Annotated in this window: 22 protein-coding genes; 10 read left to right on the top strand and 12 right to left on the bottom strand. The window is 75.7% G+C overall.

Features of this window, described 5'->3' with window-relative positions:
* Window positions 1-98 precede the first annotated feature (98 nt).
* A complete protein-coding gene (locus ACZ6EG_RS12070; RefSeq protein ID WP_469603894.1) occupies window positions 99-1,793 on the top strand; it encodes a PucR family transcriptional regulator in 1,695 nt (564 codons plus the stop codon).
* Window positions 1,794-1,956: 163 nt separating this feature from the next.
* Window positions 1,957-2,745: a hypothetical protein gene (locus tag ACZ6EG_RS12065; RefSeq protein WP_383639210.1), complete on the top strand. Its 789-nt coding sequence runs from the start codon at window positions 1,957-1,959 to the stop codon at window positions 2,743-2,745.
* A gap of 6 nt (window positions 2,746-2,751) precedes the next feature.
* Here ACZ6EG_RS12065 and ACZ6EG_RS12060 read toward each other — a convergent pair whose 3' ends face one another.
* The 4 genes from ACZ6EG_RS12060 to ACZ6EG_RS12045 form a co-directional block, all read right to left on the bottom strand.
* Window positions 2,752-3,396, bottom strand: coding sequence for an Rv1733c family protein (locus tag ACZ6EG_RS12060; RefSeq protein ID WP_469603891.1), 645 nt, complete (start codon window positions 3,394-3,396; stop codon window positions 2,752-2,754).
* A 293-nt stretch (window positions 3,397-3,689) separates the two neighbouring features.
* Complete coding sequence (locus ACZ6EG_RS12055; RefSeq protein WP_469603888.1) at window positions 3,690-4,508, bottom strand: rod shape-determining protein; 819 nt, start codon at window positions 4,506-4,508, stop codon at window positions 3,690-3,692.
* Window positions 4,505-4,876, bottom strand: a complete 372-nt coding sequence (locus ACZ6EG_RS12050) for a TraR/DksA family transcriptional regulator (protein ID WP_469603885.1) — start codon at window positions 4,874-4,876, stop codon at window positions 4,505-4,507. Before ACZ6EG_RS12050 ends, ACZ6EG_RS12055 begins: the two co-directional genes overlap by 4 nt.
* A 46-nt stretch (window positions 4,877-4,922) precedes the next feature.
* The gene (locus ACZ6EG_RS12045) at window positions 4,923-5,249 is read right to left on the bottom strand and encodes a TraR/DksA family transcriptional regulator (RefSeq protein ID WP_391968547.1); all 327 of its coding nucleotides are present in this window, start codon (window positions 5,247-5,249) and stop codon (window positions 4,923-4,925) included.
* Between the two features lie 344 nt (window positions 5,250-5,593).
* Here ACZ6EG_RS12045 and ACZ6EG_RS12040 point away from each other — a divergent pair, with 344 nt between their 5' ends.
* The 4 genes from ACZ6EG_RS12040 (at window position 5,594) to secD (ending at window position 10,272) form a co-directional block, all read left to right on the top strand.
* Window positions 5,594-6,547, top strand: coding sequence for a HAMP domain-containing sensor histidine kinase (locus ACZ6EG_RS12040; protein ID WP_391968718.1), 954 nt, complete (start codon window positions 5,594-5,596; stop codon window positions 6,545-6,547).
* Window positions 6,548-6,549: 2 nt separating this feature from the next.
* A complete protein-coding gene (locus ACZ6EG_RS12035; protein ID WP_469603882.1) occupies window positions 6,550-7,287 on the top strand; it encodes a response regulator in 738 nt (245 codons plus the stop codon).
* A 109-nt stretch (window positions 7,288-7,396) separates the two neighbouring features.
* Complete coding sequence (locus tag ACZ6EG_RS12030) at window positions 7,397-7,813, top strand: hypothetical protein (protein ID WP_469603879.1); 417 nt, start codon at window positions 7,397-7,399, stop codon at window positions 7,811-7,813.
* A gap of 161 nt (window positions 7,814-7,974) precedes the next feature.
* Complete coding sequence (gene secD / locus ACZ6EG_RS12025; RefSeq protein WP_391968719.1) at window positions 7,975-10,272, top strand: protein translocase subunit SecD; 2,298 nt, start codon at window positions 7,975-7,977, stop codon at window positions 10,270-10,272.
* Here secD and ACZ6EG_RS12020 read toward each other — a convergent pair.
* Window positions 10,269-11,102 (bottom strand): GntR family transcriptional regulator, encoded by an 834-nt coding sequence (locus tag ACZ6EG_RS12020; RefSeq protein WP_391968550.1) that lies wholly within the window; start codon window positions 11,100-11,102, stop codon window positions 10,269-10,271. The two genes, secD and ACZ6EG_RS12020, sit on opposite strands and share 4 nt — an antisense overlap.
* Before the next feature lie 168 nt (window positions 11,103-11,270).
* Between ACZ6EG_RS12020 and ACZ6EG_RS12015 the strand changes: the two genes are divergently transcribed.
* Both ACZ6EG_RS12015 and ACZ6EG_RS12010 read left to right on the top strand, forming a co-directional pair.
* The gene (locus ACZ6EG_RS12015) at window positions 11,271-12,116 is read left to right on the top strand and encodes a (2Fe-2S)-binding protein (RefSeq protein WP_469603876.1); all 846 of its coding nucleotides are present in this window, start codon (window positions 11,271-11,273) and stop codon (window positions 12,114-12,116) included.
* A 280-nt stretch (window positions 12,117-12,396) separates the two neighbouring features.
* Entirely contained in the window at window positions 12,397-13,449 is a 1,053-nt protein-coding gene (locus ACZ6EG_RS12010) for a DUF2637 domain-containing protein (protein WP_391968552.1), read from the top strand.
* 36 nt (window positions 13,450-13,485) lie between these two features.
* Here ACZ6EG_RS12010 and ACZ6EG_RS12005 read toward each other — a convergent pair whose 3' ends face one another.
* From ACZ6EG_RS12005 to ACZ6EG_RS11995, 3 genes are all read right to left on the bottom strand, one after another.
* Complete coding sequence (locus ACZ6EG_RS12005) at window positions 13,486-13,893, bottom strand: ATP-binding protein (RefSeq protein ID WP_469603873.1); 408 nt, start codon at window positions 13,891-13,893, stop codon at window positions 13,486-13,488.
* A 130-nt stretch (window positions 13,894-14,023) separates the two neighbouring features.
* Complete coding sequence (locus tag ACZ6EG_RS12000; RefSeq protein WP_391968554.1) at window positions 14,024-15,766, bottom strand: pyruvate dehydrogenase; 1,743 nt, start codon at window positions 15,764-15,766, stop codon at window positions 14,024-14,026.
* Window positions 15,767-15,794: 28 nt separating this feature from the next.
* Window positions 15,795-17,780 (bottom strand): protein phosphatase 2C domain-containing protein, encoded by a 1,986-nt coding sequence (locus ACZ6EG_RS11995; RefSeq protein ID WP_469603870.1) that lies wholly within the window; start codon window positions 17,778-17,780, stop codon window positions 15,795-15,797.
* Between the two features lie 290 nt (window positions 17,781-18,070).
* Here ACZ6EG_RS11995 and ACZ6EG_RS11990 point away from each other — a divergent pair, with 290 nt between their 5' ends.
* Window positions 18,071-19,054: a helix-turn-helix domain-containing protein gene (locus ACZ6EG_RS11990; RefSeq protein ID WP_391968556.1), complete on the top strand. Its 984-nt coding sequence runs from the start codon at window positions 18,071-18,073 to the stop codon at window positions 19,052-19,054.
* Between the two features lie 61 nt (window positions 19,055-19,115).
* Window positions 19,116-19,598: a DUF456 domain-containing protein gene (locus ACZ6EG_RS11985; protein WP_391968557.1), complete on the top strand. Its 483-nt coding sequence runs from the start codon at window positions 19,116-19,118 to the stop codon at window positions 19,596-19,598.
* Here the strand turns inward: ACZ6EG_RS11985 and ACZ6EG_RS11980 are convergent.
* The 4 genes from ACZ6EG_RS11980 to ACZ6EG_RS11965 all read right to left on the bottom strand — a co-directional run bounded on the left by ACZ6EG_RS11980 (window position 19,561) and on the right by ACZ6EG_RS11965 (window position 24,503).
* Complete coding sequence (locus ACZ6EG_RS11980; protein WP_391968558.1) at window positions 19,561-20,103, bottom strand: methylated-DNA--[protein]-cysteine S-methyltransferase; 543 nt, start codon at window positions 20,101-20,103, stop codon at window positions 19,561-19,563. The two genes, ACZ6EG_RS11985 and ACZ6EG_RS11980, sit on opposite strands and share 38 nt — an antisense overlap.
* Window positions 20,100-21,611, bottom strand: a complete 1,512-nt coding sequence (locus ACZ6EG_RS11975) for a bifunctional transcriptional activator/DNA repair enzyme AdaA (RefSeq protein ID WP_469603865.1) — start codon at window positions 21,609-21,611, stop codon at window positions 20,100-20,102. The genes ACZ6EG_RS11980 and ACZ6EG_RS11975 overlap by 4 nt, the downstream gene beginning before the upstream one ends.
* 22 nt (window positions 21,612-21,633) lie before the next feature.
* Window positions 21,634-22,734 (bottom strand): ribosome small subunit-dependent GTPase A, encoded by a 1,101-nt coding sequence (rsgA, locus tag ACZ6EG_RS11970; RefSeq protein ID WP_384691891.1) that lies wholly within the window; start codon window positions 22,732-22,734, stop codon window positions 21,634-21,636.
* Between the two features lie 254 nt (window positions 22,735-22,988).
* On the bottom strand, window positions 22,989-24,503 hold the full coding sequence (locus ACZ6EG_RS11965; protein WP_469603861.1) for a cellulose binding domain-containing protein: 1,515 nt from the start codon (window positions 24,501-24,503) through the stop codon (window positions 22,989-22,991).
* Between the last annotated feature and the right edge of the window lie 62 nt (window positions 24,504-24,565).

The raw sequence follows: 24,565 nt of genomic DNA, 5'->3' as shown, positions 1-24,565 counted from the left end.
CTCACCCACCTCCCTACATTCCTCTGGTCCCTCCGGAAATCGGGCGACACAGCCGCGTGACCTGGAACACTTCGAGACAAAGAACGGCGGCGACGAGAATGCGGCTGCGCGCACTGCTGGACACCGACGCGCTGGGCCTCAAGCTGCTCGGCGGCGAGGACGAGCTGGACCGCTCCGTCCGGGGCGTGATGACCACCGACCTGCGGGACCCCAGCCGCTACCTCTCCGGCGGCGAGCTGGTCCTCACCGGCCTGGCCTGGCGCCGGGACGCCGCCGACTCCGAGCCGTTCGTCCGCCTCCTCGTGCAGTCCGGCGTGGCCGCCCTCGCCGCCGGCGAGGCGGAGCTGGGCAGCGTCCCGGAGGACCTGCTGGCGGCGTGCGCGCGGCACCGGCTGCCGCTGTTCGCGGTGAACGAGTCGGTGGCCTTCGCGACCATCACCGAGCACGTGGTCCGCCAGGTCTCCGGTGAGCGGGCCGGGGACCTCGCGGCCGTGGTCGACCGGCACCGCAGGATGATGACCTCGGGCCCCGCGGGCGGCGGCCCCGACGTCGTCCTCGACCTGCTCGGCACGGACCTGGACCTGCGGGCCTGGGTGCTCTCCCCGACCGGGCGGCCGGTCGCGGGCCCCAAGGACGCGGGCCCCGCGCTGCCCGCCGAGGTGTGCGCGAAGCTCGCGGCGGAGCATCTGGCCGCCACCCGGGCGGGCCGGCGGGCACCGCACCGGGTGTCCCTGGGCCCGACGACGTACAGCCTCTTCCCGGTGCGCGCCGGGGGGCACCGCACGCCGGGCGCGGCGCGCGTACCGCAGGCCGCGCGGGACGTGCGCGAGACGGTGCTGTCCGACTGGCTGCTGGTGGTGGAGGCGGACGCCGGGGACTGGGCCGAGGAGCGGCTCGACCTGCTCCACGGCGTCACGCAGCTCATCGCTGTCGAGCGCGACCGGCGGGACGCGGCGCGCACGGTCCGCAGGCGGCTCGCGCAGGAGGTCCTGGAGCTGGTGCAGACCGGCGCCGCGCCCGCCGAGATCGCGGCCCGGCTGCGGGTCGCGGCGCCGGTGCTGCTGCCGGGCCTCGGCGCGGCCCCGCACTGGCAGGTCGTGGTCGCCCGGGTCGAGTGGGAGAACGACGGCTCCGTGACCGGGCCGGTCGCCCAGACCCTGCTGGAGGAGATCCTCGTCGACCCGCTCGCCACGGGGCCCGAGCACTCCGACCGCATCGCCGTGGCCCACACCGGCGACGAGGCCATCGCCCTCGTGCCGCTGCCGGCGGTCTCCGCCGAGCACGACGGTTCCGAGACCGGCATCCTCGCGGACGTGCTCCTGGAGGCCGTACGGGAACCGCTGTCGGCGGGGCTGGACGGCGACGGGCGGGTCACGCTCGGCGTCAGCGCGGCCGTGCACTCGGCGGAGGGGCTGCGCGGCGCGCTGGAGGAGGCGCGGCACGCGCGGCGGGTCGCCGCGGCGCGCCCCGGCCGGGTCTGCGCGGCCGGCCACCAGGAGCTGGCCTCGCACGTCCTGCTCCTCCCCTTCGTCCCCGACGACGTGCGCCGGGCCTTCACCGCCCGGCTGCTGGACCCGCTGCGTGACTACGACCGCCGCCACCGCGCCGAGCTGATCCCGACCCTGGAGGCCTTCCTCGCCAGCGACGGCTCCTGGACGCGCTGCGCCACCCGGCTCCACCTGCACGTCAACACGTTGCGCTACCGCGTCGGGCGGATCGAGCAGTTGACGGGACGTGATCTGTCGCGCCTGGAGGACAAGCTCGATTTCTTCCTGGCGCTGCGGATGAGCTGAGCCGCGGGACACGACACCGCCCGGTACGGCCCCAAACCTCCGGGCGGTCAAGTCCCACGACTTTGTGAAAAGTTTCACCCATCCCCTTGGCCGGGCCGCCGGATCCGTGCTGAGATGCGGCCACCACTTCGAGAGCTCGATGGCGTGCCAAGGGGAGGGCAACGTGGCGCATTCCGCCATGGCTGGTTCTGGTTGGGGAACGACCGAGGGTGACGATCCGCTCCAGACCGCCGTGTGGCGGTTGCGTTCGCGCGCCTGCTGGTCCGACGCGGCGGCCCTGCTGGAGCCGGTCTCCGCGGCCACCGCGTTGCAGCGGACCGCGCTGCTGGTGGAGCGGTGCCTGTACACGGAGCAGGGCTGGGCGGACGCCGAGGACGCGCTGCGCACCGCCGAGGCGCTGGCCGACAGCGACGACGAGCGCGGGGCCGCCGCCTGTGAACGCGGGCAACTCGCATACGCCGCCACGGTGCACGGGGTGCGCGACCGGTCCGACGAGGCGCGGGCCGCGCTGGGCCGGGCGGCGGCGCTGATCGCGCCGGGCGCGAGGGGGCGGGCGCTGCTGGACTTCCGGCGGGGGCTGCTCGCGGAGAACCTGACCCGGTCGCCGCAGGCCGCCAAGGCGGCGTACCGGCGCGCCCACGCCGGCGCCACCGCGCAGGGCGACCCGCTGCTGCAGTCCGCCACCTGGCGGCATCTGGCCGGACTCGCCCTGCGGGAGGGGGAGATGGCCGAGGCCCGGCACGGCTTCGCCGAGTCGCTGCGCATCCGCGAGGAGCTGGGGTACCTGGTGGGCACGGCTCCCGCGCTGGTCTCGCTGGCGGACGCCGAGTCGGAACCGGAGGCGTCCCGGTTGCGGGAGGAGGCCCGGCGCCTGGTCCGGCTGCTCGGCGGGGTGCCGACCTGGCTGGCGCGGCACCTGGCACCGCCGGCCGCGGGCGCGGCGACCGCGTGAGCGTGCTCAGGGGGCCCTGCTCCAGCGCGGTTCCGTGACGGCCCAGGCGGCGTCCCAGCGGGCGAGGTTGATCCGGTGCAGCAGCACGCCGGTGGCACCGTGGGCGGCGAGGCCGGTGAGGGCCACGCCCAGGAAGGCGAGGATCGCCCAGCCCGTCGCGCGGCTGCGGGCCTGGTCCCCGGTCAGCGGCGGTCCGGTGAGCCCTCCCGCCGCGTCGACCCAGACGAGGACGGTGCTGTCCGCGGGGAGTCCCGGTTCGACGTCGGTCTCCGCGGTCCGGGTGGCCCCGTCCGGGCCGGTGTAGCGCACCTCGACCGGGTACCGGGTCCTCTTCGCCTCCGCCGAGCCGGGTTCCGGATGGCGCGGGGCGTCGTGGACGAGGACGGCGGGGCGGTGGTCGCGGGTCCGGGCCTGGTGCTCGGCGAGGGCGCGGTAGTGCCGGTGGGCCGCGTCGCCCGCCGCGAACATCGCCGCGGGGGCCGCCGCCAGGACGGCCAGCAGGAGGCCCAGGGCGATCCAGGCGTGCAGGCGGTCGGTACGGCGCCGCAGGGTGTTGCGCCGCCATCGCCACAGCACCAGGTGCGGGTGGCGGCCGGCAGCGGGGGCGGGATCGAGGGGCGGTGGCTGTGCCCGGGGTGTCTCACGGGCCACGGGGCGCCTCCTTCCAGGATCGGTCGGCGGGCCGTCGGCGTCGGGCCGGCGTCGACGACGGAACGCGGCGACGACGGACCGTTTCGACGGCGGACGGCTTCGACGGCGGGGGTTTCGACGGCGGGGGTTCACTCGGACGGGATCGCGCCCGGCCGAGTCACCCGCGCTGGGCCGACCGCGCGTTCGGGCGCCGTACGGGGCCGGTCCGCGGCCGTACGCATCGTGCGGGACTCGGGTCGGGTGAGGTCACGGCCCGCGGCGCCGGGGGCGCGGGTGCGCCGGGTGGGCGCGGGTCAGCATGGGTGGCCGGCCGGGGGGTCCGTGCCCGTGACGGGCGGGTGGGAGTCCGCGGCCGCCAGGAGCTTGGCGGCACCGCGGACGGCGGCCGTGTGCGGGGCCGGTACGGCGCTCAGCGGGGTGTGCAGCACGTCGGCGAGACGGCAGGTGATCTCGGGACGCAGGGCACCACCGCCCGCCAGCAGCGGACCCCGCCCCAGGGCCTCGACGGTGAGGGAGGTGCGGTCCTGCCGCAGCATCGAGGTCGCCATCCCGGCGACCGCCTCGCCGATCGCCACCGGCCCGGTCGCGTCGTCGAGGTCCCCCGTGCCCAGCGCGGCCCGCCGCGCGTCGAAGACGGCACCGTCGGCCAGCAGCACCACCTCGGTGAGGCGGGCGCCGATGTCCACCACGAGCAGTGGCCGGGACAGGTCCGCGCCCGCCGCGAGGGCGACCGCCCGCGCGCTCGGGACGGTCAGCACCCCCCGGGGCCGCAGCACCTGCACCGCCGTGCGGGCCTGTGTCCGGTAGGCGTACCCGTCCAGCACCGGCGCGGTCACCACGACCAGCGGGCGGGCGAAGCGCGGCAGCCGGTGGGCGAGGAGCCGGCCGAGCATGCGCGCCGCGCCCTCGGTGTCGACGATGCGGCCGCGCTGGACGGGGTACACCGCCCCGGCACCCGCGAACGTCACCGTCGGCACGTCGAGAACCAGTCCCCGCCCGGCGACCCAGGCGCGGGTCCGGGCGCTGCCGATGTCGAGGGCGACGCCGCAGCGGTGCCGGGACAGCGGCCACGGCAGGCGCCGGGAGTCCGCGGGCAGGCGGACGACGGTCATCGGCCGGCCTCCCGCACCTGCTGGCAGCGAGCGCAGTAGCGGGCCTGCGGCACGATCAGCAGGCGCGCGCGGTCGATGGGACGCCGGCACAGGTGGCAGGAGCCGTAGCGGCCCCTCGCCATGCGGTCGAGCGCCGCTTCCACGTCGGCGAGGACCATGCGCGCGGAGGCGGCCGGCTCGACCCGTACCTCGGGCCGCGCGGCGGACCGCCGCCGGTGCGCCTCGTCGGCGCGGGCCGGTACGGTCGCGATCTGCCGCAGCTGCTCCTCGCGGAACAGCCGCTGCTCGCGGAGGCTGTCCCGGAGCGCCGCCAGGTCTTCGGGCGACAGACGCGCCTCGTGGTCGTCGATGATCGGATGGTTCACCACTTCACCCCTCGGGCAGGGCGGGAGACGAGAGCCGGACGGACGGTGGTCAGGCGGCGGCGCGGCGCTGGCAGGCGACGCAGTACCGCGTGTAGGGGAGGATCTCCAGCCGCTCCCCCGGGACGGGCTTCCCGCAGCCCAGGCACGTGCCGTAGCTGCCGCCGTCGATCCGCGCGAAGGCCGCGTCGATCTCCTTGAGCACCCGCTCGATGGCGTCCTTCTGCGCGGCCATCAGTTGGTCGTCCGCCTGGCCGCCCTCACCGAGGGCCTGGAGCTGGGTCAGCCGGGTGCCGCGCGCGTGTTCGAGGCGCTGGCGTGCCTCGTGAGCGGTCAGGCGCTCGGGGCGGGGTTCGGTGCGGGGGGCGTCGAGCGACACGGTGCGTCCTCTTCTCGGAAGGATCTGCGGGTACGGCGGACGCCGGGCCGATCGGGCCCGGTCACCGTCCAGCCTGGCCGGGCCGGCGGGGGAAACCCATCGGGCGCGGGCCCCATTTGCCCGGGGCCCGGGCATCCACACGGCGGTGCGCGAGGGCGCCCGGATGGGTGTGCCTGCGGCACGGAAATGGGGGCCGGCCCCCATCGACCCGGTGGCGTGCGGCGGGGCACGCTGGTCGCTTGCTCGGTCGCGACCTGGGCCGCGGCTGCCGCCGCCGAGGGTGCGCGATGGCCGACAGTGGAGGCGTACGAGTCGTCGCGTCGCAGAAGGAGGCGTACCCCCCGGTGTCCCTGTTCTGGCGGATCTTCGGGCTCAACGCGGTGGTGCTGGGCTTCGCCACGGCCCTGCTGCTGTGGGCTCCGGTGACCGTCTCCGTGCCCGTCCTGCTGACCGAGGCCGTCATCCTGGTGGGCGGGCTCGGCGTCATGCTGGTCGCCAACGGCGCCCTGCTGCGCTGGGGCCTGGCACCGCTGGACCGGTTGACGAAGCTGATGACCACGGTCGACCTGCTCCGCCCGGGCCAGCGGCTCCCGGTGTCCGGCGGCGGCGGGGTCCCCGAGCTGATCCGCACCTTCAACGCCATGCTGGACCGGCTGGAGCACGAGCGGGCCACGAGCAGTGCCCGCGTCCTGCTCGCCCAGGAGGCGGAGCGGCGCCGTATCGCCCAGGAGCTGCACGACGAGGTCGGGCAGAGCATGACCGCCATCCTGCTGGTCCTCGGGCGCTCCGCGGACGACGCCGACGAACCGTTGCGCTCGGAGCTCCAGCAGGCGCAGGAGATCACCCGGGAGAGCCTGGACGAGGTCCGCCGCCTGGTGCGCCGGCTGCGTCCCGGGGTCCTGGACGATCTCGGTCTGATCAGCGCGCTGTCCTCGCTCACCCACGACTTCGCGACCCACACGGGGCTGCGGGTGGTCCGCCGGTTCGACGCCGACCTGCCCGCGCTGGACCACGAGACCGAGCTGGTCCTCTACCGCGTGGCGCAGGAGAGCCTGACCAACGCCGCCCGCCACGCGGACGCGCGGCGGCTGGAGGTGGGCCTCGCCCGGGCCGAGGGCGCCGTGACGCTCACCGTCGCCGACGACGGCCGCGGGATCGAGGCGCCGTGCGAGGGCGCCGGTATCCGCGGCATGCGCGAACGGGCCCTGCTCGTCGGGGCCGCCCTCGACATCACCTCGGCTCCCGGCGCCGGCACCCGCGTCCGGCTCACCGCACCCGTCCCCAGGAAGCAGCCCTGACCATGTCCGACCCGTCGTCCCTGCCCGACCGCTCCCTTCCCGGGCCGTCCGCCCGGCCCACGGCGTCCCCCGCGGCGCCCGTCTCCGGCCCGGCGAGGATCCGCATCCTGCTCGCCGACGACCACGCCCTGGTGCGCCGCGGTGTCCGGCTCATCCTCGACCGGGAACCGGACCTGGAGGTGGTGGCGGAGGCCGGGGACGGCGCGGAGGCCATCGAGAAGGCGCGGGCGAACGCCGTGGACCTGGCGGTCCTGGACATCGCGATGCCGCGGCTGACCGGTCTCCAGGCCGCCCGCGAGCTGGCCGCGCTGAAACCCGGGCTGCGCATCCTCATGCTGACGATGCACGACAACGAGCAGTACCTGTTCCAGGCGCTGAAGTCGGGGGCCTGCGGATACGTCCTGAAGTCCGTCGCCGACCGCGATCTGGTCGCCGCCTGCCGGGCCGCGATGCGCGACGAGCCGTTCCTCTACCCGGGGGCGGTGACCGCCCTGATCCGCAACTACCTCGACCGGGTCCGGCACGGTGAGGAGAGCGCCGACCACATCCTCACGCCCCGGGAGGAGGAGGTCCTCAAGCTCGTCGCCGAGGGCCACTCCTCCAAGGAGATCGCCGAGATCCTCTTCATCAGCGTCAAGACCGTCCAGCGGCACCGGGCGAACCTGCTGCAGAAGCTCGGCCTGCGCGACCGTCTGGAACTGACCCGGTACGCCATCCGCGCCGGCCTCATCGAACCCTGACGTCCCCGGACCGCCCGGTGCTCCGGCCGCCCACTCCGGGCCGGAGCACCGGGCTCCTCTCCGCCCGGCCGCCCGGCCGTCCGAACGCCCTGACGAGAGGGGACGGTGCATGCGCCCCGCAGGTCGTACCGCCCCCGCGACGGCTCCCCGGCTCGTGGCCGCGCTCGCCGCACTGCTGACCCTCCTGCTGGCCCTGGTCCCGGCCGGGCCCGCGACCGGCACGGGCGCCGCGGTCGCGGGGGCGCTCCCGGGCCACGCGGCGACGACCGCTCTCCCTCACCCGCGGACCGACCAGCACGCCGACGACGGCGGCGCCGCGCCCTGCTTCGACCGGGCCAGGGCACGCCACGACCACCTCGGTGAGCGTCCGGCACCCCCCGACCGCCCCGCCACCGCCCCGCGCTCCGTGGGCGCCGATCCCGCCGCCGGCGGGCGTACCCCCGCCGGGTCCGGCGCCGTGGCCCTCTCCCCCGGCCGCACGCATCACGACCACGGCCGGGCACCTCCCGCCCCCTCCGGCACCTGAGCACCGTACGCACCGCGTACTCCCGTCACCTTCCCCTTCCGTCGCGGCCGCGCAGGCCGCTGCCGCGGCGTGCCCGCCGGAGGTCTCCGTTGCAGCGCTCCCGTATCCCCCTGTCCCCACGTTCCCCGCGCCGGTCGCGGTCCCGTTCCGGGTCCGGCGGTCTGCGCATCCGTGCGCTGATCGCCCTGGCCGTGCTGGCCGCGGCCCTCGGCATCGCCCTCACCACGCCGGTCCGCCTCGGGCTCGATCTCCGCGGCGGCACCCAGATCGTGCTGGAGACCCGCTCCACCCCCACCGTCGTCGCGGACGCCGAGGCCACCGACCGCACGGTGGAGGTGCTGCGCGGCCGCATCGACGCGCTCGGCGTCGCCGAACCGACCATCGTCCGCTCCGGTGACCACCGCGTCGTCGTCGAGCTGCCGGGTGTCCAGGACCCGAAGAAGGCGGCCGACGTACTGGGCCGCACCGCACAGCTCACCGTCCACCCGGTCCACGGCCCGGCCGAGGAAGCCGGGAAGCCCCGGTCCGACCGGCCCGGCGAGCGCGTGCTGCCCGACGAGTCCGGCCGGCCCCTCCGGCTCGAGGCGGCCGCCCTGACCGGGCAGGACGTCGAGGGCGCCGACGCCCGCTTCGACCAGCAGGGCGGCGCGGGGTGGCACGTCACCGTGGACTTCGAGGACGCGGGCGCCGACCGGTGGGCCCGGGTGACCGGCGAGGCGGCCTGCCACCCGGCCGGTGACGACCGGCGCCGGGTCGCCATCGTGCTCGACGACAAGATCATCTCCTCGCCGCAGGTCGACCCGTCGGTGGGCTGCGGGGCGGGCATCTCCGGCGGCTCCACCCTGATCACCGGGTCCTTCGACGACGCCGAGGCCCGCGAACTCGCCCTGCTCGTCGAGGGCGGTGCCCTCCCCGTGCCGGTGGAGACGGTGGAGCAGCGCACGATCGGGGCCACGCTGGGCGACGAGGCGATCTCGGCCGGCGCCTGGGCCGCCGTCATCGGCACCGCGCTGACCACGCTGTTCATCGTCGTCGTCTACCGCCTCATGGGCGCCCTCGCGGCGGTCGCCCTGCTCTGCTACGGCCTCATCTCCTACGCCGCCCTGGCCGCGATCGGCGCGACCCTGACCCTGCCGGGGCTGGCGGGTTTCGTCCTGGCGATCGGCATGGCGGTGGACGCCAACGTCCTGGTGTTCGAACGTGCCCGCGAGGAGCAGGCCGCCCGGAGCCGGCCCAGTACGCGCTCGGCGCTGACGGCCGGGTTCCGCAGCGCGTTCAGCGCGATCGCCGACTCCAACATCACCACGCTCATCGCCGCCGCCCTCCTGTTCTTCCTGGCCTCCGGGCCGGTGAAGGGCTTCGGCGTCACCCTGGGCATCGGCGTCCTCGCCTCCATGATCAGCGCCCTGGTGATCACCCGGGTGCTCACCGAGTTCGCCGCGAGCCGCCCGTCCGTCTCCCGCCGCCCCCGCGTCACCGGCCTCGCGAGCACCGGCCCGGTCCGTGACGCCCTGCTGCGCCGCGACCCGGCCCTGATGCGCCGCCCCCGCCGCTGGCTGGCCGCGTCCGGGATCGTGCTGGTGCTGGCCGGCTCGGGCATCCTGGCCCGCGGGCTGGACTTCGGCATCGAGTTCACCGGCGGACGGCTGATCGAGTACTCCACCGCCACCGAGGTCGACCCCGAACGGGCGCGGACGGCCCTCGCCGACGCGGGCTTCCCGCGCGCGGTCGTCCAGTCCTCCGGGGACCACGGCCTCACCGTGCGCACCGAGGAGCTGACCGACGACGAGGCGGCGGCCGTCACCGGGGCCGTCGGCGCGCTCGGCGGCGAGACCGAGAAGGTCCGCGACGAGCTGATCGGGCCCAGCCTCGGCGAGGAACTGCGCCGGGACGCCCTCATCGCCCTCGGCCTCGCCCTCGGCGCCCAGCTCCTCTACCTCGCCGCCCGTTTCCGGCTGCTGTTCGGCACGGCCGCCGTCGGAGCCCTCGCGCACGACGTCGTCGTCCTGGTGGGTGTGTTCGCCTGGCTCGGCAAGCCGATCGACGGCGTGTTCCTGGCCGCGCTGCTGACGGTCATCGGCTACTCGGTCAACGACTCGGTCGTGCTCTTCGACCGCGTCCGGGAGCTGCTCGGGAAGGACCGCGGGACGCCCTTCGCCCGGCTCACCGACCGGGCGATCCTCCAGACGCTGCCGCGCACGGTCAACACGGGCACGGGCGCGGTGCTGATCCTGGCCGCCCTGGCGGTGCTCGCCGAGGGCTCGCTCACCGACTTCGCCCTGGCCCTGCTGATCGGCGTGGGGGTGGGCACGTACTCGTCGGTGTTCACCGCGGCCCCGCTCGCCGTCGCGCTCTACGGCCGGGCCACCGGGGCCGGCGCCCCTCGCCGGGCCGGGCGGGCGGACCCCACCGCGAAGGAACCGGGAGCCCCCCGTCCCCGGCGGCAGGAGGTCTCCTAAGCGCCGGTGAAGTGTTCCCCCACCAGGCTCCGCACCACGTCCAGGTCGCCGGCGATCAGCGCGTCGAGCAGCGCCGTGTGTTCGTGCGCGTCGGCGATCAGGTCGGCCCGCCCCCGTACCGCGGGGGCGCCGGCCGGCGGCCACTGGGCGCGGCGGTGCAGGTCACCGGCGATCCGGACGAGCTGGTCGTTGCCGGCCAGCGCGAGCACCGCGCGGTGGAAGGCGCGGTCGGTCTCGGCGTAGGTCGCCGGGCAGCCGGACGACGCGGCCCGCACGGTGGCCTCGGCGAGGGGCCGCAGCTCCGCCCAGCGTTCGGCGGGGACCGTGCGGGCCAGGCGCAGCATCACGGGGACCTCTATCAGCGCCCGGACCTCGGCGAGCTCGGCCAGCTCCCGGTCGCCGCGTTCGAGGACGCGAAAGCCCCGGTTGGGGACGACCTCGACGGCGCCCTCCAGGGCGAGCTGCTGCATGGCCTCGCGCACGGGCGTGGCCGAGACGCCGAACCGCTCGCCGAGCGCGGGTGCCGAGTAGACCTCGCCGGGGCGCAGCTCGCCGGCCACGAGCGCGGTGCGCAGGGCGTCGAGGACCTGGCCGCGTACGGAGGAGCGCTGCACGAGGACGCGCGGGCGGGGCGCAGGAGGTTCGCCGTGCGTGTGCTCGCCGCGCACTCCCCCGGCGGGGCCCGCGCCCCCCGGGGCCCGTTTCCCGGTCGCGGCGCCGGGCTGCGCCGGGACGCCGGCCGGTCCGGCGGCTCCGGTCGCTCCGGCCCGCTCGGCGCCGCGGGCCCGCCCGGTCCCCGTCCCTGGGAGCCCCTGCGCGCTCGGCTTCACGGGTCCTCCTGCGGGACGTGTCGGTACTTGGGGTCATTACGGCGGGTTGTCGCCGGTCCGTCAAGCACCCTAAGCGCACCGGCCCCCAGTTCAAATCCCGCGCATTTTCGATAAGGTAAGGCTTACCTCAAAGCAGCCCGTTCTCCGACGTGGATCGGTGGTCCCCGCATGCCTGTCACCCGCTCGGCCACCACGGACGCCTACGCACGCCTGTCCGAGGTCCTCCCGGGACTGGGCGTCACCGAGCTGGACGGGGCCGACGAGGTCCCGCGCGGGGGCGGCTGGGTCCCGGCCGGCTCGCTCGCCGCGGGCGGGGCGGAGCTGGACGCGTTCCTCGCCTGGGACGACGCCCAGGTGCTGCGGGACTACGGGCAGCGGGCCCGGCCCGACGTGGTCGCGAGCTTCGGCCTGCACCGGTACGCGTGGCCGGCCTGTCTGCTGATCACCGTGCCGTGGTTCCTGCACCGCCGGGTGCCCCGCTACCCCACGGACCGGGTCGCCTACGACCGCTCCGCCGCCGGCCTGCCCCTCGGCCGCATGGCCGTGCGGTCCGCCGGCTTCGCCTGCCTGCCGGGCGATCCGGCCGCCGCGCTGCCCGGCGCCCGCGTGGTCGCGGACGAGGAGGCGCTGCGGGCCGAGGTGCGGGCCTCCGTCGCGGAGCACCTGGAGCCGGTGCTGGCGGCTTTCGGACCGCGGATGCGGCGGCGCGGACGCGCCCTGTGGGGCATGGCGACCGACGAGGTCGTGGAGGGCCTGTGGTACGTCGCCCACCTGCTCGGCGAGCAGGAGCGGGCACGGCGCGAACTGGAACTGCTGCTGCCGGGCGCGACCAAGCCGTACGTGGGCGACGCCGCGTTCCGGGAACTGACGGGGCCGGACGGCGAGTCGCTGCACACCCGGGACCGGGCGAGCTGCTGCATGTTCTACACGCTGCGCCCCGAGGACACCTGCGCCACCTGCCCGCGCACCTGCGACGCGGACCGCGTCGGCAAGCTGCTCGCCGCGGCGGCGTGAGCCGCCGCCCGGCGCACCCACCCGCGGCGGTCCCTTAAGATCATCGGGGTCGCTCCACAACTCCCGGGCGCAGTGCGAGAAGTTTCCACGGAACCACTCGTACGGGTTATCTTATTCGAACTCAACTCCCGCCCCTCATGCGGCAGTTCGAGCAGATCGCCGCCCGGTGCACTCCCTCGCACCCTCTTGGCGGCCTCTTGCCCCGAAACCCCCCTGAGGGCCGCCGGGTTTGGGCCACCATGGCGGGCGTTACGCCCTATCCCAATGCAAGGGACCCCAGATGAGATTGACCGACATATCGCTGAACTGGCTGCTTCCGGGCGCCGTGCTGCTCCTGGGCATGCTGGCGGCGGTGGCGGTGCTCGCGCGCGGCAAGCGTTCCACGGGGAAGGACGCGGGCGCGGACGACTCGTGGGAGCGCATGGAGGAGCGTCGCAGGCGCAAGGAGGCCCTCTACGGCACCTTCTCCTATGTCCTGCTCTTCTGCTGCGCCGCGGTCGCCGCGGCACTCTCCTTCCACGGTCTGGTCGGCTTCGGCGAGCAGAACCTCGGCCTGACCGGCGGCTGGCAGTACCTGGTCCCGTTCGGCCTCGACGGCGCGGCGATGTTCTGCTCCGTTCTCGCGGTGCGCGAGGCCAGCCACGGTGACGCGGCGCTCGGCTCCCGCATACTCGTGTGGACCTTCGCCTTCGCGGCCGCGTGGTTCAACTGGGTGCACGCGCCCCGCGGCCTCGGTCACGCGGGTGCCCCGCACTTCTTCGCGGGCATGTCCCTGTCGGCGGCGGTGCTCTTCGACCGGGCGCTGAAGCAGACCCGGCGGGCCGCACTGCGCGAGCAGGGCCTCGTGCCGCGTCCGCTGCCGCAGATCCGCATGGTCCGCTGGCTGCGGGCGCCCAGGGAGACGTACCGCGCCTGGTCGCTGATGCTCCTGGAGGGCGTGCGCAGCCTCGACGAGGCGGTCGACGAGGTGCGCGACGACCGGCGCCGCAAGGAGGAGGCCAAGCAGCGGCGGCGTGAGCAGGAGCGCCTGGAGCGGGCGCAGCTCAAGGCGATCAGCCGGGGGCACGGTCACCGGGGCTTCCCCGGCCGTGGCGGCCGGCAGGTCGAGGTCGAGGTGCAGCAGGTCGAGCGAGGTGCCGAACGGGCCACCGCGGAGCCTGCCATAGCGGCCCCGGACTCCCTGCCCGTACGCCAGCGGCCCTCCTTGCAGCCCGTCCGCGGCGCGGCTGACCCGGTGACCGTCGACCTCACCGCGGAGGACGACACCCAGGCCCTGCCGCGCCTGGACTCCCTGGAGCGCAAGCTCAAGGACCTGGAGCAGCAGTTCGGTTAGCCGTCGTGCCGCCTGGGGCGCCCGGTCTCCGGCGCCTCAGGCGGCCTCGGCGTCCAGCTCGAACCAGACCGACTTGCCCGGCTCGCCCGCCCCGCACGGCCGCACGCCCCAGTCGTCGGCCAGGGACTCCACCAGGACCAGCCCTCTGCCGTTGGTGCTCTCCTCCGGGTCGGGAGAGCGGGGCCGGGGCGGCCGGGCGACGAAGTCCCGCACCTCGACCCGCAGTGCGCGCGGTCCGACCGTGGCGGTCAGCACGGCCCCTTCGTCGGTGTGGACCAGCGCGTTGGTGACCAGCTCCGTGGTGAGCAGTTCCGCGATCTCCGACCGTCCGGGTCCGCCCCAGTGCCGCAGCAGCTCACGCAGGGCCCGCCGGCTCTCCGGCACCGCCCGCAGGTCCGTCCGCCCGAGCCTTCGGCTGAGCTGTGGCGTCGTCTCCCTCTCCATGTCCCCCGTCCGCGTACTGATGTCGCTTCCCCTCCTCTTCGAACAACCTCACGGGGGAAGCCTTGCCCGTTCGAACCCCGGCCAGTCATGTCGAATCTTCAACGACCGTTCGTCCTGTCCAGGGCGGGGGTCAGGGCCGGGGCACGTTCCGCAGGTTCGAGCGGGCCATCTGGAGCATCCGCCCGACCCCTCCGTCCAGCACGATCTTCGACGCGGACAGGGCGAAGCCGGTGACCATGTCTGCGCTGATCCTGGGTGGGATGGACAGGGCGTTGGGGTCGGTGACGACGTCGACGAGGGCCGGACCCTTGTGCTTGAACGCGGCCTTCAGCGCCCCGGCCAGCTCCTTCGGCTTCTCCACCCGCACCCCGAAGGCCCCGCACGCCTCGGCGACGGCGGCGAAGTCCGGGTTGGTGTTGGCGACGCCGTGCGAGGGCAGGCCAGCGACCAGCATCTCCAACTCGACCATGCCGAGCGAGGAGTTGTTGAAGAGGACCACCTTCACCGGCAGGTCGTGCTGCACGAGGGTGAGGAAGTCGCCCATCAGCATGGTGAAGCCGCCGTCGCCGGACATCGAGACGACCTGCCGCCGCCGGTCGGTGAACTGGGCGCCGATCGCCATCGGCAGCGCGTTCGCCATCGAGCCGTGCGAGAAGGAACCGATGATGCGGCGGCGGCCGTTGGGCGAGATGTAGCGGGCGGCCCAGACGTTGCACATACCGGTGTCGACGGTGAACACCGCGTCGTCGTCGGCGACCTCGTCCAGCACGGCGGCGACGTACTCGGGGTGGATCGGGACGTGCTTGTCGACCTTGCGGGTGTAGGCCTTGACCACGCCCTCCAGCGCGTCCGCGTGCTTCTTCAACATCCGGTCGAGGAAGCGGCGGCTCTTCTTCTCCTTCACCCTCGGGATCAGACAGCGCAGGGTCTCCTTCGCGTCGCCCCATACCGCGAGGTCCAGCCGGGAACGCCGGCCCAGGTGTTCGGGCCGGACGTCGATCTGGGCGATCTGGACGTCGTCGGGCAGGAAGGCGTTGTACGGGAAGTCCGTGCCGAGCAGGATCAGCAGGTCGCACTCGTGGGTGGCCTCGTAGGCCGCGCCGTAGCCCAGCAGCCCGCTCATCCCCACGTCGAACGGGTTGTCGTACTGGATCCACTCCTTGCCGCGCAGGGCGTGCCCCACCGGGGACTTGATCTTTCCGGCGAACTCCATCACCTCGGCGTGCGCGCCCGCCGTGCCGGCGCCGCAGAACAGGGTGACCTTGTCGGCGTCGTCGATCATCCGCACCAGCCGGTCGATCTCCTCGTCGCCGGGGCGGACCGTCGGCCGGGAGGTGACCAGGGCACTCTCGGCGGCCTTCTCCGGGGCGGGCTCGTCCGCGATGTCGCCGGGGAGGGAGACGACACTGACGCCGCCCTGGCCCACCGCGTGCTGGATGGCGGTCTGGAGCAGCCTCGGCATCTGCTTCGGGCTGGAGATCAGCTCGCTGTAGTGGCTGCACTCCCGGAAGAGCTGGTCGGGGTGGGTCTCCTGGAAGAACCCGAGGCCGATCTCGCTGGACGGGATCTGCGAGGCGAGGGCGAGGACGGGCGCCATGGACCGGTGGGCGTCGTAGAGGCCGTTGATGAGGTGGAGGTTGCCGGGGCCGCAGGAGCCGGCGCACGCGGTCAGCTTCCCGGTGACCTGTGCCTCCGCCCCGGCGGCGAAGGCGGCGGTCTCCTCGTGCCGGACGTGCACCCACTCGATGCCGGGGTGGCGGCGCACGGCGTCCACGACCGGATTGAGGCTGTCGCCGACGACTCCGTAGAGGCGTTCGACTCCGGCGCGGGTGAGGATGTCGACGAACTGTTCCGCGACGTTCTGTTTGGCCATGGCTCTACGTATGGCACAGCGAGCGGTCTCACGCCTCCCATACTGCGGCGGCCGTGCGGTCGTCGGCGTACCCCTTGACCCGGACACCGGCGTCGGCGAGGAACTCCGCGAGGCCGGGCGGGGTACGGCCCGACCACCGCCGCGCGAGGTGCCGGCCCAGCTCCGGTTCGCTCAGCAGCGGCTCGGCGAGACCGGCGGTGCTCATCAGGAGCACATCACCCGGGCGGGCTACGGAGGCGCGGAAGCGGAAGGGCCTGCGGGGTCCGGCGTACGGTTCCGGCGTCGGGCCCGGCGGTGCCGTGACGCCGAGGTCCATGGTGAGCCGGTCGCCCTCGGGTGTCTCGCTCGCCGCCCCGCCCCCGGGGGAGCCGTAGCCCAGGACGGGCTCGCCCGCGACGTCGCCGCCCTGGGGCTCCACGTCCTGCCAGGCACCGCCCCGCAGCCGCAGCAGCCCGCCCGGGCCGACGCCGAAGAACACCCTGGTCCGGCACTCGGGGTCGGCGGGCAGCAGCAGGCAGCGCAGGGTGGCCGCGTACTCCTCGGGGGCCAGGCCCTGTTCGGCGGCGGAGGCGCGGAGCCGTCCGAGACTGCGGTCGGTGAGGCGGTGCAGGCCGGACTTCAGGTCGCCGCGCCGGCCGGCCCGCAGGTCCTCGGCGAGCCGTGCGTGGCTGCGGCCCACCGCTTGGCCGATCCACCGGCACGCGTCGGCGGCCGCGAGGTGCGCCCCGGCCGTCGCACGGGCGCCGGTCGCCATCGCCACCAGGACCAGCGCCTGCTCCCCCGCGCCGAAACGGGCGACGAGCAGCGCGTCACGGCGTGGGTCGCCCCGGTAGCGCGCGGAGTCGCCCCGCACGGAGACGGCCCGCAGCGTGCAGGTCCCGTACCGGGCGCCGTCCAGCACGGTGTCCGCCACCAGCCCGTCGAGCCCGTCGGGTTCGGCGGCCGGCAGCGCGGTGGGTTCGGCGTCGTAGGTGGGCGGCCGGGAGCCGACGTAGTCCCGCGCGGAGGACCCGGGCCCGCCGCCGTCCCCGGCGTGCGGGGACAGCGAGGGGAGGAACGGGGGCGGGAGCGGGGGGAGGTCCGGGGTGGTCCGGGACGAACGCGGGGGCGGGGACCCGCCGGAGGGGGGCGGGGCGGCCGGCACGTCCGCGGGGGGCTCCCTGAGATCGGCGGCGCCGCTCCCCGAGGTCGTACGCCCACGAGGGCCGGCCGGCCGCGGGGGTTCGGCGGGCGCGGGCGGTGCGGGGGGCCGGGCCGGCGCCGACGGGGCGTGCGGCTCGGGCGGAGACGGAGCCGGCGACGCGGGCGACGTCGGCGGTGCCGGCGGTGCCGGCGGTGCGGGCGTCTCCGACGGTACGGGGGGCACCGGCGGGTCCGGGGGCGCGGGAGGTGCGGCAGGCGCGGGGGGTGCCGTCGGCGCGGGGACGGGTGGCGGGTCGGCCGCGGGGTCCCGGCCGGCGGGCTGTCCCGCCCGGTGGCCGGCGCCCCCGGGCCCCGGAGATCCGGGCGGGAAGCTCACGGGACCGGCGGGAGCGGCGGGCGGCGGTTCCCACGGGGCCCGCTGCGGGGGCGGACCGGGACGGCGCGGCGTGCCGCCGCCGCTCGGGGTGTCGTCGGGCTGCGACGGGCCCGGCGTCCGGGGGCCGGGGACGGCGGGAGACGCACCCGCGGCCCACCAGGGAGGCCGGTCCTCGGCCGGCCCGGGGATGCCGGTCGCGGCCTGCCAGGGGATACCGGTCGCCGGCTGCCCGGGGATGCCGGTCGCGGGCGGGGCGGGCGCCGGGGGCGGAGTGCGGTCCGTCCGCGGTGGGGGCTCCGCCCCGTCCCGTATGCCGCGGTCCTCGTCCTCGTCCTCGTCCTGGTCCGGTCCGCGGGACACCGTCCCCGCCGCCGAGGCGAACCGGTCGTCCAGGGAATCGGGCGCGACCGTGGGACCGGTGTCGCCGGTGGAGTCGTCGTACAGCTGCGTCCACCAGTCGTCATGACCGGTGGGCCTTCCCCCCTGCTGACTCATGCTCCTGATTGTCCACCGAGGGAGCCTTAGGAGAACGGGGCATCCGGAAAATCCGGCGTACCCGCACGCGCCGGACGCGTTTCGGGGGACGCGTCGAACGGGGTTGCGGGCGAACGTGGCCGGGCGGTCCCACCCCCCACGGGAGAACCGCCCGGCGACGTCACTTTGGCAGAGTGACCCGTCGTACGGCGATGATGTCCGGAGGCGGGTTTGCGCCGTGGCCGTTTCCCGCCACGGTCGGGCTCCGCGCAGGTGGTGGTGAGGCGGTTCTCGGGGAGGGACGGCACCTGATGCTGGGAGTGTTGGGGCTCAAGGACGCACACGAGTCGGCGTACCGGGCGCTGGTGGCCCTCGGGGCGGCCGACGTGCCCGATCTGGCCCGTCGGCTGGCGCTCGGCGAGCAGGACACGGAGCGCGCGCTGCGCCGGCTGGAGCAGATCGGGCTCGCCGCCCAGTCCTCGGCCCGGCCCGGCCGCTGGGTCGCCGCGCCGCCGGGCGTGGCGCTGGGCGCGCTGCTCACCCAGCAGCGGCACGAGCTGGAGAAGGCGGAGCTGGCGGCGGCCCTGCTGGCCGAGGAGTACCGGGCGGCGGCGTCCGAGCCCGCGGTGCACGACCTGGTGGAGGTGGTGACCGGCGCCGCCGCGGTCGCCCAGCGCTTCCTCCAGCTCCAGCTGGGAGCGAACGAGGAGGTGTGCGCGCTGGTCACCGGCAACCCGGTCGCCGTCACCGGCATGGAGAACGACGCGGAGGAGCAGGCCACCGGACGCGGGGTCCGCTACCGGGTGGTGGTCGAGCGTGCGGTGCTGGACCTGCCCACCGGCATCACGGAACTGACCGCCGCGCTGGGCCGCGACGAGCAGGTCCGGGTGGTGGACCGGGTGCCGACCAAGCTGGTGGTCGCCGACCGTGCCCTCGCCCTGGTCCCGCTCACCGCCCACTCCTCGGAGCCGGCCGCGCTGGTCGTGCACGCCAGCGGCCTGCTGGAACTGCTCTCGGGCCTCTTCGAGTCGGTCTGGCAGGACGCCCTTCCGCTGCGGCTGGGCGCGTCCGGCGTGACCGAGCACGGCCCGGAGGCGCCCGACGGCACCGACCTGGAGATCCTCTCCCTGCTGCTGGCCGGCCTGACCGACGCGAGCGTCGCCAAGCAGCTCGACCTCGGTCTGCGGACCGTGCAGCGCCGGGTGAAGCGCCTCATGGAGCTGACCGGGGTCACCACCCGCCTCCAGCTGGGCTGGCACGCCTACGAGCGGGACTGGGTGGCCCGCGAGCGCTGAGCCGGCCCGGCCGCGGCGCACGACATCTGCGGGCCGGGCCCGAGTCCGGCACCCTGGACAGATGGGAGCGTGGGACCTCCTGCTGTCCGGCCTGGTCATTCTGCTCGGGCTGTGCGGCGTGCTGTTCCCCGGCATGCCCGGGTCGTGGCTCGTGTGGGCCGGGGTCCTGTGGTGGGCGCTGAAGGACGCGCGGCCGCTCGCGTGGGCCGTGCTGGTCGGCGCCACGGTCGTCCTGCTCCTGTCCCAGGCGGTGCGCTGGGCGCTGCCCTCCCGGCGGCTGCGCGCGGACGACGCCACCCGCCGGCTCACGGCGTACGCGGGCGCGGGCGCCTTCCTAGGCTTCGTGCTGGTGCCGGTGCTCGGCGCGATCCCCGGCTTCCTGGGCGGCATCTACCTCGCCGAGCGGATCCGGCTGGGCCGGCACGGGGAGGCGATGGCGGCCCTGCGGACCGCGATGCGCTCGGGCGGCAGTGCGGTGCTGACGGAACTCTTCGCCTGCCTGCTGATCACCGGGGCGTGGCTGGGCGCGGTGCTGTCCGGCTAGCCGTCCGGACGCCCTCCAGGGTGAGCAGCCGCGTCTTGCGTTCGAGGCCACCCGCGTATCCGGTCAGGGAGCCGTCGGCGCCGATCACGCGGTGGCAGGGGCGCAGGATCAGCAGCGGGTTGGCACCGATCGCGCCGCCCACCGCGCGGACCGCGGGGCGGGAGGCGCCGATCCGCGCGGCGATCTCGCCGTACGTCGTGGTCGCGCCGTAGGGCACGTCGTCCAGGGCGGCCCACACGCGTTCCCGGAAGGCGGTGCCCTCGGCGCGCAGCGGCAGCCGGAACTCCCGCAGCTCCCCGGCGAAGTAGGCGGCGAGCTGCTCCCGGGCCGCCCGGAAGGGCCCGGCGTCCTGCCGCCAGCCTTCCTGGACGCTCCGGCCGCCCTTCTGCCCGGGCACGGACAGGGAGCTGAGCGCCCCGTCCGGGCCCGCGGTGAGGAGCAGCGGGCCGACGGGGCTGTCGACCTCGCTCCAGTAGGTCATGTTGGTGCGGGTCGTGGTGGTCATCGGTGCTGCTCCCACTCTCCTGCTGCGCGCAGGTGGTTCAGGGCGTACGAGCGCCAGGGGCGCCAGGTGTCGGGCACGGCGGTGCCGGGCGGGGCCACGTCGGGGTCGCCGAGGGCGCGGGTGCGGACGACGGCGGCGGTGCGGGCGTCCACGCCGGGTACGGCGAGCAGCGCGCGTTCGGCGTCGTCCCGGTCGGCGCCGGGGTCCAGGCGTACCACGCCGTCGGCGAGTGCCGCGGCGAGCGCGCCCAGGGGGCCGCCCGGCTCGGCGCCGGCGAGGACGGCCGGTTCGGGGAAGAGGTGGGTCAGGGCGCCGCACGGCGCGTCCAGCGTCTTGCCGTACCGCTGGACCAGGCGCTCCGCTTCCGCCCGCCCCGCCACCGTCCGAACGGCGAGTTCGCCGGGGTCGGCGGTGCCGGGGGAGCGCAGTCCGGGGCGGGCGGCGACCAGGGGCGCGAGCCGGGGGTCGGCGCCGAGCCGCTCGTCCACGGCGTACGGGTCGGCATCCAGGTCGAACAGCCGGCGCAGCCGCTGCACGGAGGTGGTCAGGTCGCGGAGGTCGGTGAGGTGGAGTCGGGCGTCCAGCCAGCCGCCGGTGCCGGAGCGCGGCCCGCCGGGCCGCTCGTCGACGGCGACGATCCCGGTGCCGTACGGCAGGCGCAGGGTGCGCCGGTAGACGCGGCGGCCGGGCGGACCGCTCACCTCTTCGACGCCGGCCACCGCCTCGTGCTGGAGCAGGTCGAAGACGGGGCCGTGCTGGTAGGGGCCGCGGTGGGCGAGCCGCAGGGGGATGCCGGCCGAGGGGGTGGCGCCGTGCCGGGCGGGCCGGTCACGGGCCGGGGCGGCGGCGCGCAGCGCGCTCGGGGTGGCCGCGTACACGGCCCTGATCGTGTCGTTGAACTGCCGCACGCTGGCGAAGCCGGCGGCGAACGCGATCTCGGTCACCGGCAGGCCGGTGGTCTGCAGCAGGACGCGCGCGGTGTGCGCCCGCTGGGCGCGGGCCAGGGCCACGGGCCCGGCGCCCAGCTCGGCGGTGAGCTGCCGCTGCACCTGGCGGGCGCTGTAGCCGAGCCGGCCGGCGAGTCCGGCGACGCCCTCGCGGTCGACGACGCCGTCGCCGATCAGCCGCATGGCCCGGCCGACGACGTCGGCGCGGACGTTCCAGTCCGCCGAGCCCGGCACGGCGTCCGGGCGGCACCGCCGGCAGGCCCGGAAGCCCGAGCCCTGGGCGGCGGCGGCCGTCGCGAAGAACCGCACGTTGCGCCGCTTCGGGGTGACCGCCGGGCAGCTGGGCCGGCAGTAGATGCCGGTGGTCTCCACCGCGAAGAAGAACGCGCCGTCGAACCGGGCGTCCCGGCTGCGGACCGCCTCGTACCTGCTGTCCTCGCACGCGCTGTCCTCGTACCCGCTGTCCTCGCGCCGCGCGGGCTCCGCGCGCTCCTTCACGTTCTGCGTCACGCTGTCCAGTCTCCGCCAGACCGGCGGACCGGGCTGGCGGAAATCGGACATCGCGTCGGAGGAGGGGGCGCCGCTACCGCACGCGGCCCCGCTTGGCCTCCATCGCCGCCTTGCCGATGGCGCCCCGGCGCTTCCACTCCTTGCGGATCTCGGCGCGCAGGCGGGCATCGGTCTTGGCGACGATGCGCTGGTTCTCCCGCATGAGCTTGCGGTAGCTCTCCAGCCGGCGTTCGGGCAGCTCGCCGCTGTCGATGGCGGCGAGGACGGCGCAGCCCGGCTCGCTCTCGTGGGCGCAGTCGTGGAACCGGCAGTCGCGGCCCAGTTCCTCGATCTCGGCGAACACCTGCCCGACGCCGGTGCCCGCGTCCCAGAGCCCGACACCCCGCAGCCCGGGGGTGTCGATGAGCACTCCCCCGCCGGGCATGGCGAGGAGGTTGCGGGTGGTGGTGGTGTGCCGGCCCTTGCCGTCGACGTCCCGGATGGCCTGCACGTCCATGACGTCCTCGCCGAGCAGCGCGTTGGCGAGGGTGGACTTGCCGGCGCCGGACTGCCCGAGCAGCACGGCCGTGCCCCCGGAGACCACGGCGGCGAGGACGTCGAGCCCCTCCCCGTGCTCGGCGCTGACGGACAGCACCGTCACGCCGGGCGCGGCGGTCTCCACGTCCTGGACCAGGTGGGCCAGTGTCACCGGGTCGGGGACGAGGTCGGCCTTGGTGAGCACGACCAGGGGCTGCGCCCCGGACTCCCAGGCGAGGGCGAGGAACCGCTCGATCCGGGCGAGGTCGAGTTCGGCCGCGAGGGACACGGCGACGATGGCGTGGTCGACGTTGGCCGCGAGGATCTGTCCCTCGGACCGCTTGGAGGAGGTGGAGCGTACGAAGGCCGTACGGCGCGGCAGGTACGTCCGTACGTAGCGCGGGGTGCCGTCGGGTTCGACGGCGACCCAGTCGCCGGTGCAGACGACGCGCAGGGGGTCGTGCGGGGTGACGAACGCGGTGTCGGCCCGCAGGGTCCCGTCGCTGGTGACGACGTCGCACTGACCGCGGTCGACCCGGACGACGCGGCCGGGCAGCAGTCCTTCGGCGGCGTACGGGGCGAAGGCGTCGGCCCAGTCCTCGTCCCAGCCGTAGGGGGTCAGGGTGGAGTGAGCGGTGAACGGGGTGGTGGAAGACAAGGGGTTGCCCTTCGGGGGGCGGCCCCGGCGCGGGGACTCAGGAGGCCCGGAGGCGGCCGGCGGCCACGGAGGTGGACGTGATGGGTTGCTGGATGCGGGCAGCGCCCGTCGCAAAGACAGCCATCGGTCGACACCTCCTCACTCGTACGTTCCTCACCGCGCGGCGATCGCCGCGTGACGTGCCGCCACAGTAGCCCGTCCCCACCACGGCCCGTCAACGCGTTTTTCCGGCCGGGACGGCGGGCGCCGGGCGCTCACCCGCTCTCGCACTCCCGGCCGTTCAGCGTGAAGCCGTCCGGCGGGGCGTTCCTGCCGCGCCAGGACGCGATGAAGCCGAAGGCGAGGTGGCCGCCCGCGGGGACGGAGGCGTTGTGGTCGGCGGCCGCCGCGGTGGCCCGGGCGCCGGTCTGGGCGTACCCGGCGTCCCACATCTGGCCGATCCGCTGGCCGTCGGGGAAGGTCCAGGCGACCTGCCAGGAGTCGAGGGCGCGGGTGGTGGTGACGCTCACGGTGGCCTGGAAGCCGTCGGGCCACTGGTTGACGAGGTCGTAGCGGACGCGGCAGGCGGCGGGGGCGGGCGTGCCGGGGTCCGGGGCCGGGGCGCGGTCGGGGCCCGTCGGTTCCCCGGCGCTCGCGGGGGGTGCGGTGGGTGTGGCGGTGCCCTGGGGTGCCGGGTCGGGGTCCTTCTTCCGCGGGGTCCGGTCCACGACCGGTGCGGTGGCACCGGTGGAGGCCCGCGCCGCCTCCGGTGTCGGCCGGCTGTCCCCCCGTGGCGGCGAGGGCTGCGGGACGGCTGCCGGGCGGCGGTCCGCGGTGCCGGTGGGCGCCGCGGCGTCGTCGGCGGTGCCGCGGGAGGTGACCAGGGTGACGGTGAGCGCCAGCAGGGACACCAGGCCGGCGGTGGCGAGGAGGCCGCCGCGGACGAGCCGGGTCCGGTGGTCGCCGTCGGGTGCCCCGTCGGCGCGGTCGTCGTCGGCCGGCCTCCCGGCGGCGCGTCGCGCCTGGGCGTCGCGGCGGCGGCGTTCCAGGTGCGCGAGCCCGCCCCAGCCGAGCACTCCGGCGGCGAGGGCCGCGGGCAGCCGGTCGTCGTGCGGGCTCAGACAGGCGGCGGCCTCCGCGCAGTCGGGGCAGTCGGCGAGGTGGCGGGAGAGGTCGTCGGGGACGTCGGCGGCGGGCGACCTGGTGACCGCGTCCAGGAGCCGGGCGTAGCCCTGGCAGGGCGGGGCCGGGGGCGCGTCGAGGTGGCCGCGTCGGCAGCGGTCCCGGAACAGCCGGCGCACCTGGGCGAGCTCCCCGGAGACGGTGGCGGGGTCGAGGCCGAGGCGGCGGGCCACCACCGGCGGCGGCAGGACCTCGACGTCGGCCAGCCACAGCAGCTCCGCGTCCGGTTCCTGCATGTCCTTGAGGCCGCGCAGCGCGAGCGGGCGACGCGGCGGCGGCCCCGTGTAGCGGGCGGCCCGGGCGGAGCCCAGCCACTGCCGCAGTCCGGGGTCGAGTGCCTGCCCCCGGCCACCGTCCTCCCAGGCGGCCGCCGTGGTGCGTACGGCGGTCAGGAGCAGCGCGGTGCGGGGCAGCCGGGACGGCGGGCGGGCGGTGGCCGGACCGGCGGCGCGGACCTCGCGCAGGCCGTGGGTGAACGCCTCGGCGGCCAGCCGGGCGGCCGCCTCCGGACCGGCCGTGCACAGGGCGGCGTAGGAGAGGACCGTGTCCCGGCACTCCGCGAGCAGCGCGGCCTCGGCGGCGTCCTTGGGGGTCGGCAGGTCGGGCATCGGACTCCTGCGTCCACGGGTGAGGCCAACTCACCACACGGTCGGAGGAGTTGGGGCCGAGT

The sequence above is a fragment of the Streptomyces sp. NPDC041968 genome, from assembly GCF_055589025.1.
This window is presented reverse-complemented; position numbering and strand designations above follow the sequence as displayed.

Bases quoted from the DNA above. Each gene is read 5' to 3' on its own strand.
- ACZ6EG_RS11985 (WP_391968557.1), top strand. From the start codon at position 19,116: ATGGGAGCGTGGGACCTCCTGCTGTCCGGCCTGGTCATTCTGCTCGGG.
- ACZ6EG_RS12000 (WP_391968554.1), bottom strand. From the start codon at position 15,766: ATGGCCAAACAGAACGTCGCGGAACAGTTCGTCGACATCCTCACCCGC.
- ACZ6EG_RS12030 (WP_469603879.1), top strand. From the start codon at position 7,397: ATGCGCCCCGCAGGTCGTACCGCCCCCGCGACGGCTCCCCGGCTCGTG.
- ACZ6EG_RS12055 (WP_469603888.1), bottom strand. From the start codon at position 4,508: ATGACCGTCGTCCGCCTGCCCGCGGACTCCCGGCGCCTGCCGTGGCCG.
- ACZ6EG_RS11965 (WP_469603861.1), bottom strand. From the start codon at position 24,503: ATGCCCGACCTGCCGACCCCCAAGGACGCCGCCGAGGCCGCGCTGCTC.
- ACZ6EG_RS12005 (WP_469603873.1), bottom strand. From the start codon at position 13,893: ATGGAGAGGGAGACGACGCCACAGCTCAGCCGAAGGCTCGGGCGGACG.
- ACZ6EG_RS12010 (WP_391968552.1), top strand. From the start codon at position 12,397: ATGAGATTGACCGACATATCGCTGAACTGGCTGCTTCCGGGCGCCGTG.
- ACZ6EG_RS11980 (WP_391968558.1), bottom strand. From the start codon at position 20,103: ATGACCACCACGACCCGCACCAACATGACCTACTGGAGCGAGGTCGAC.
- ACZ6EG_RS11975 (WP_469603865.1), bottom strand. From the start codon at position 21,611: ATGTCCGATTTCCGCCAGCCCGGTCCGCCGGTCTGGCGGAGACTGGAC.
- ACZ6EG_RS11990 (WP_391968556.1), top strand. From the start codon at position 18,071: ATGCTGGGAGTGTTGGGGCTCAAGGACGCACACGAGTCGGCGTACCGG.
- ACZ6EG_RS12035 (WP_469603882.1), top strand. From the start codon at position 6,550: ATGTCCGACCCGTCGTCCCTGCCCGACCGCTCCCTTCCCGGGCCGTCC.
- ACZ6EG_RS12070 (WP_469603894.1), top strand. From the start codon at position 99: ATGCGGCTGCGCGCACTGCTGGACACCGACGCGCTGGGCCTCAAGCTG.
- ACZ6EG_RS11995 (WP_469603870.1), bottom strand. From the start codon at position 17,780: ATGAGTCAGCAGGGGGGAAGGCCCACCGGTCATGACGACTGGTGGACG.
- ACZ6EG_RS12015 (WP_469603876.1), top strand. From the start codon at position 11,271: ATGCCTGTCACCCGCTCGGCCACCACGGACGCCTACGCACGCCTGTCC.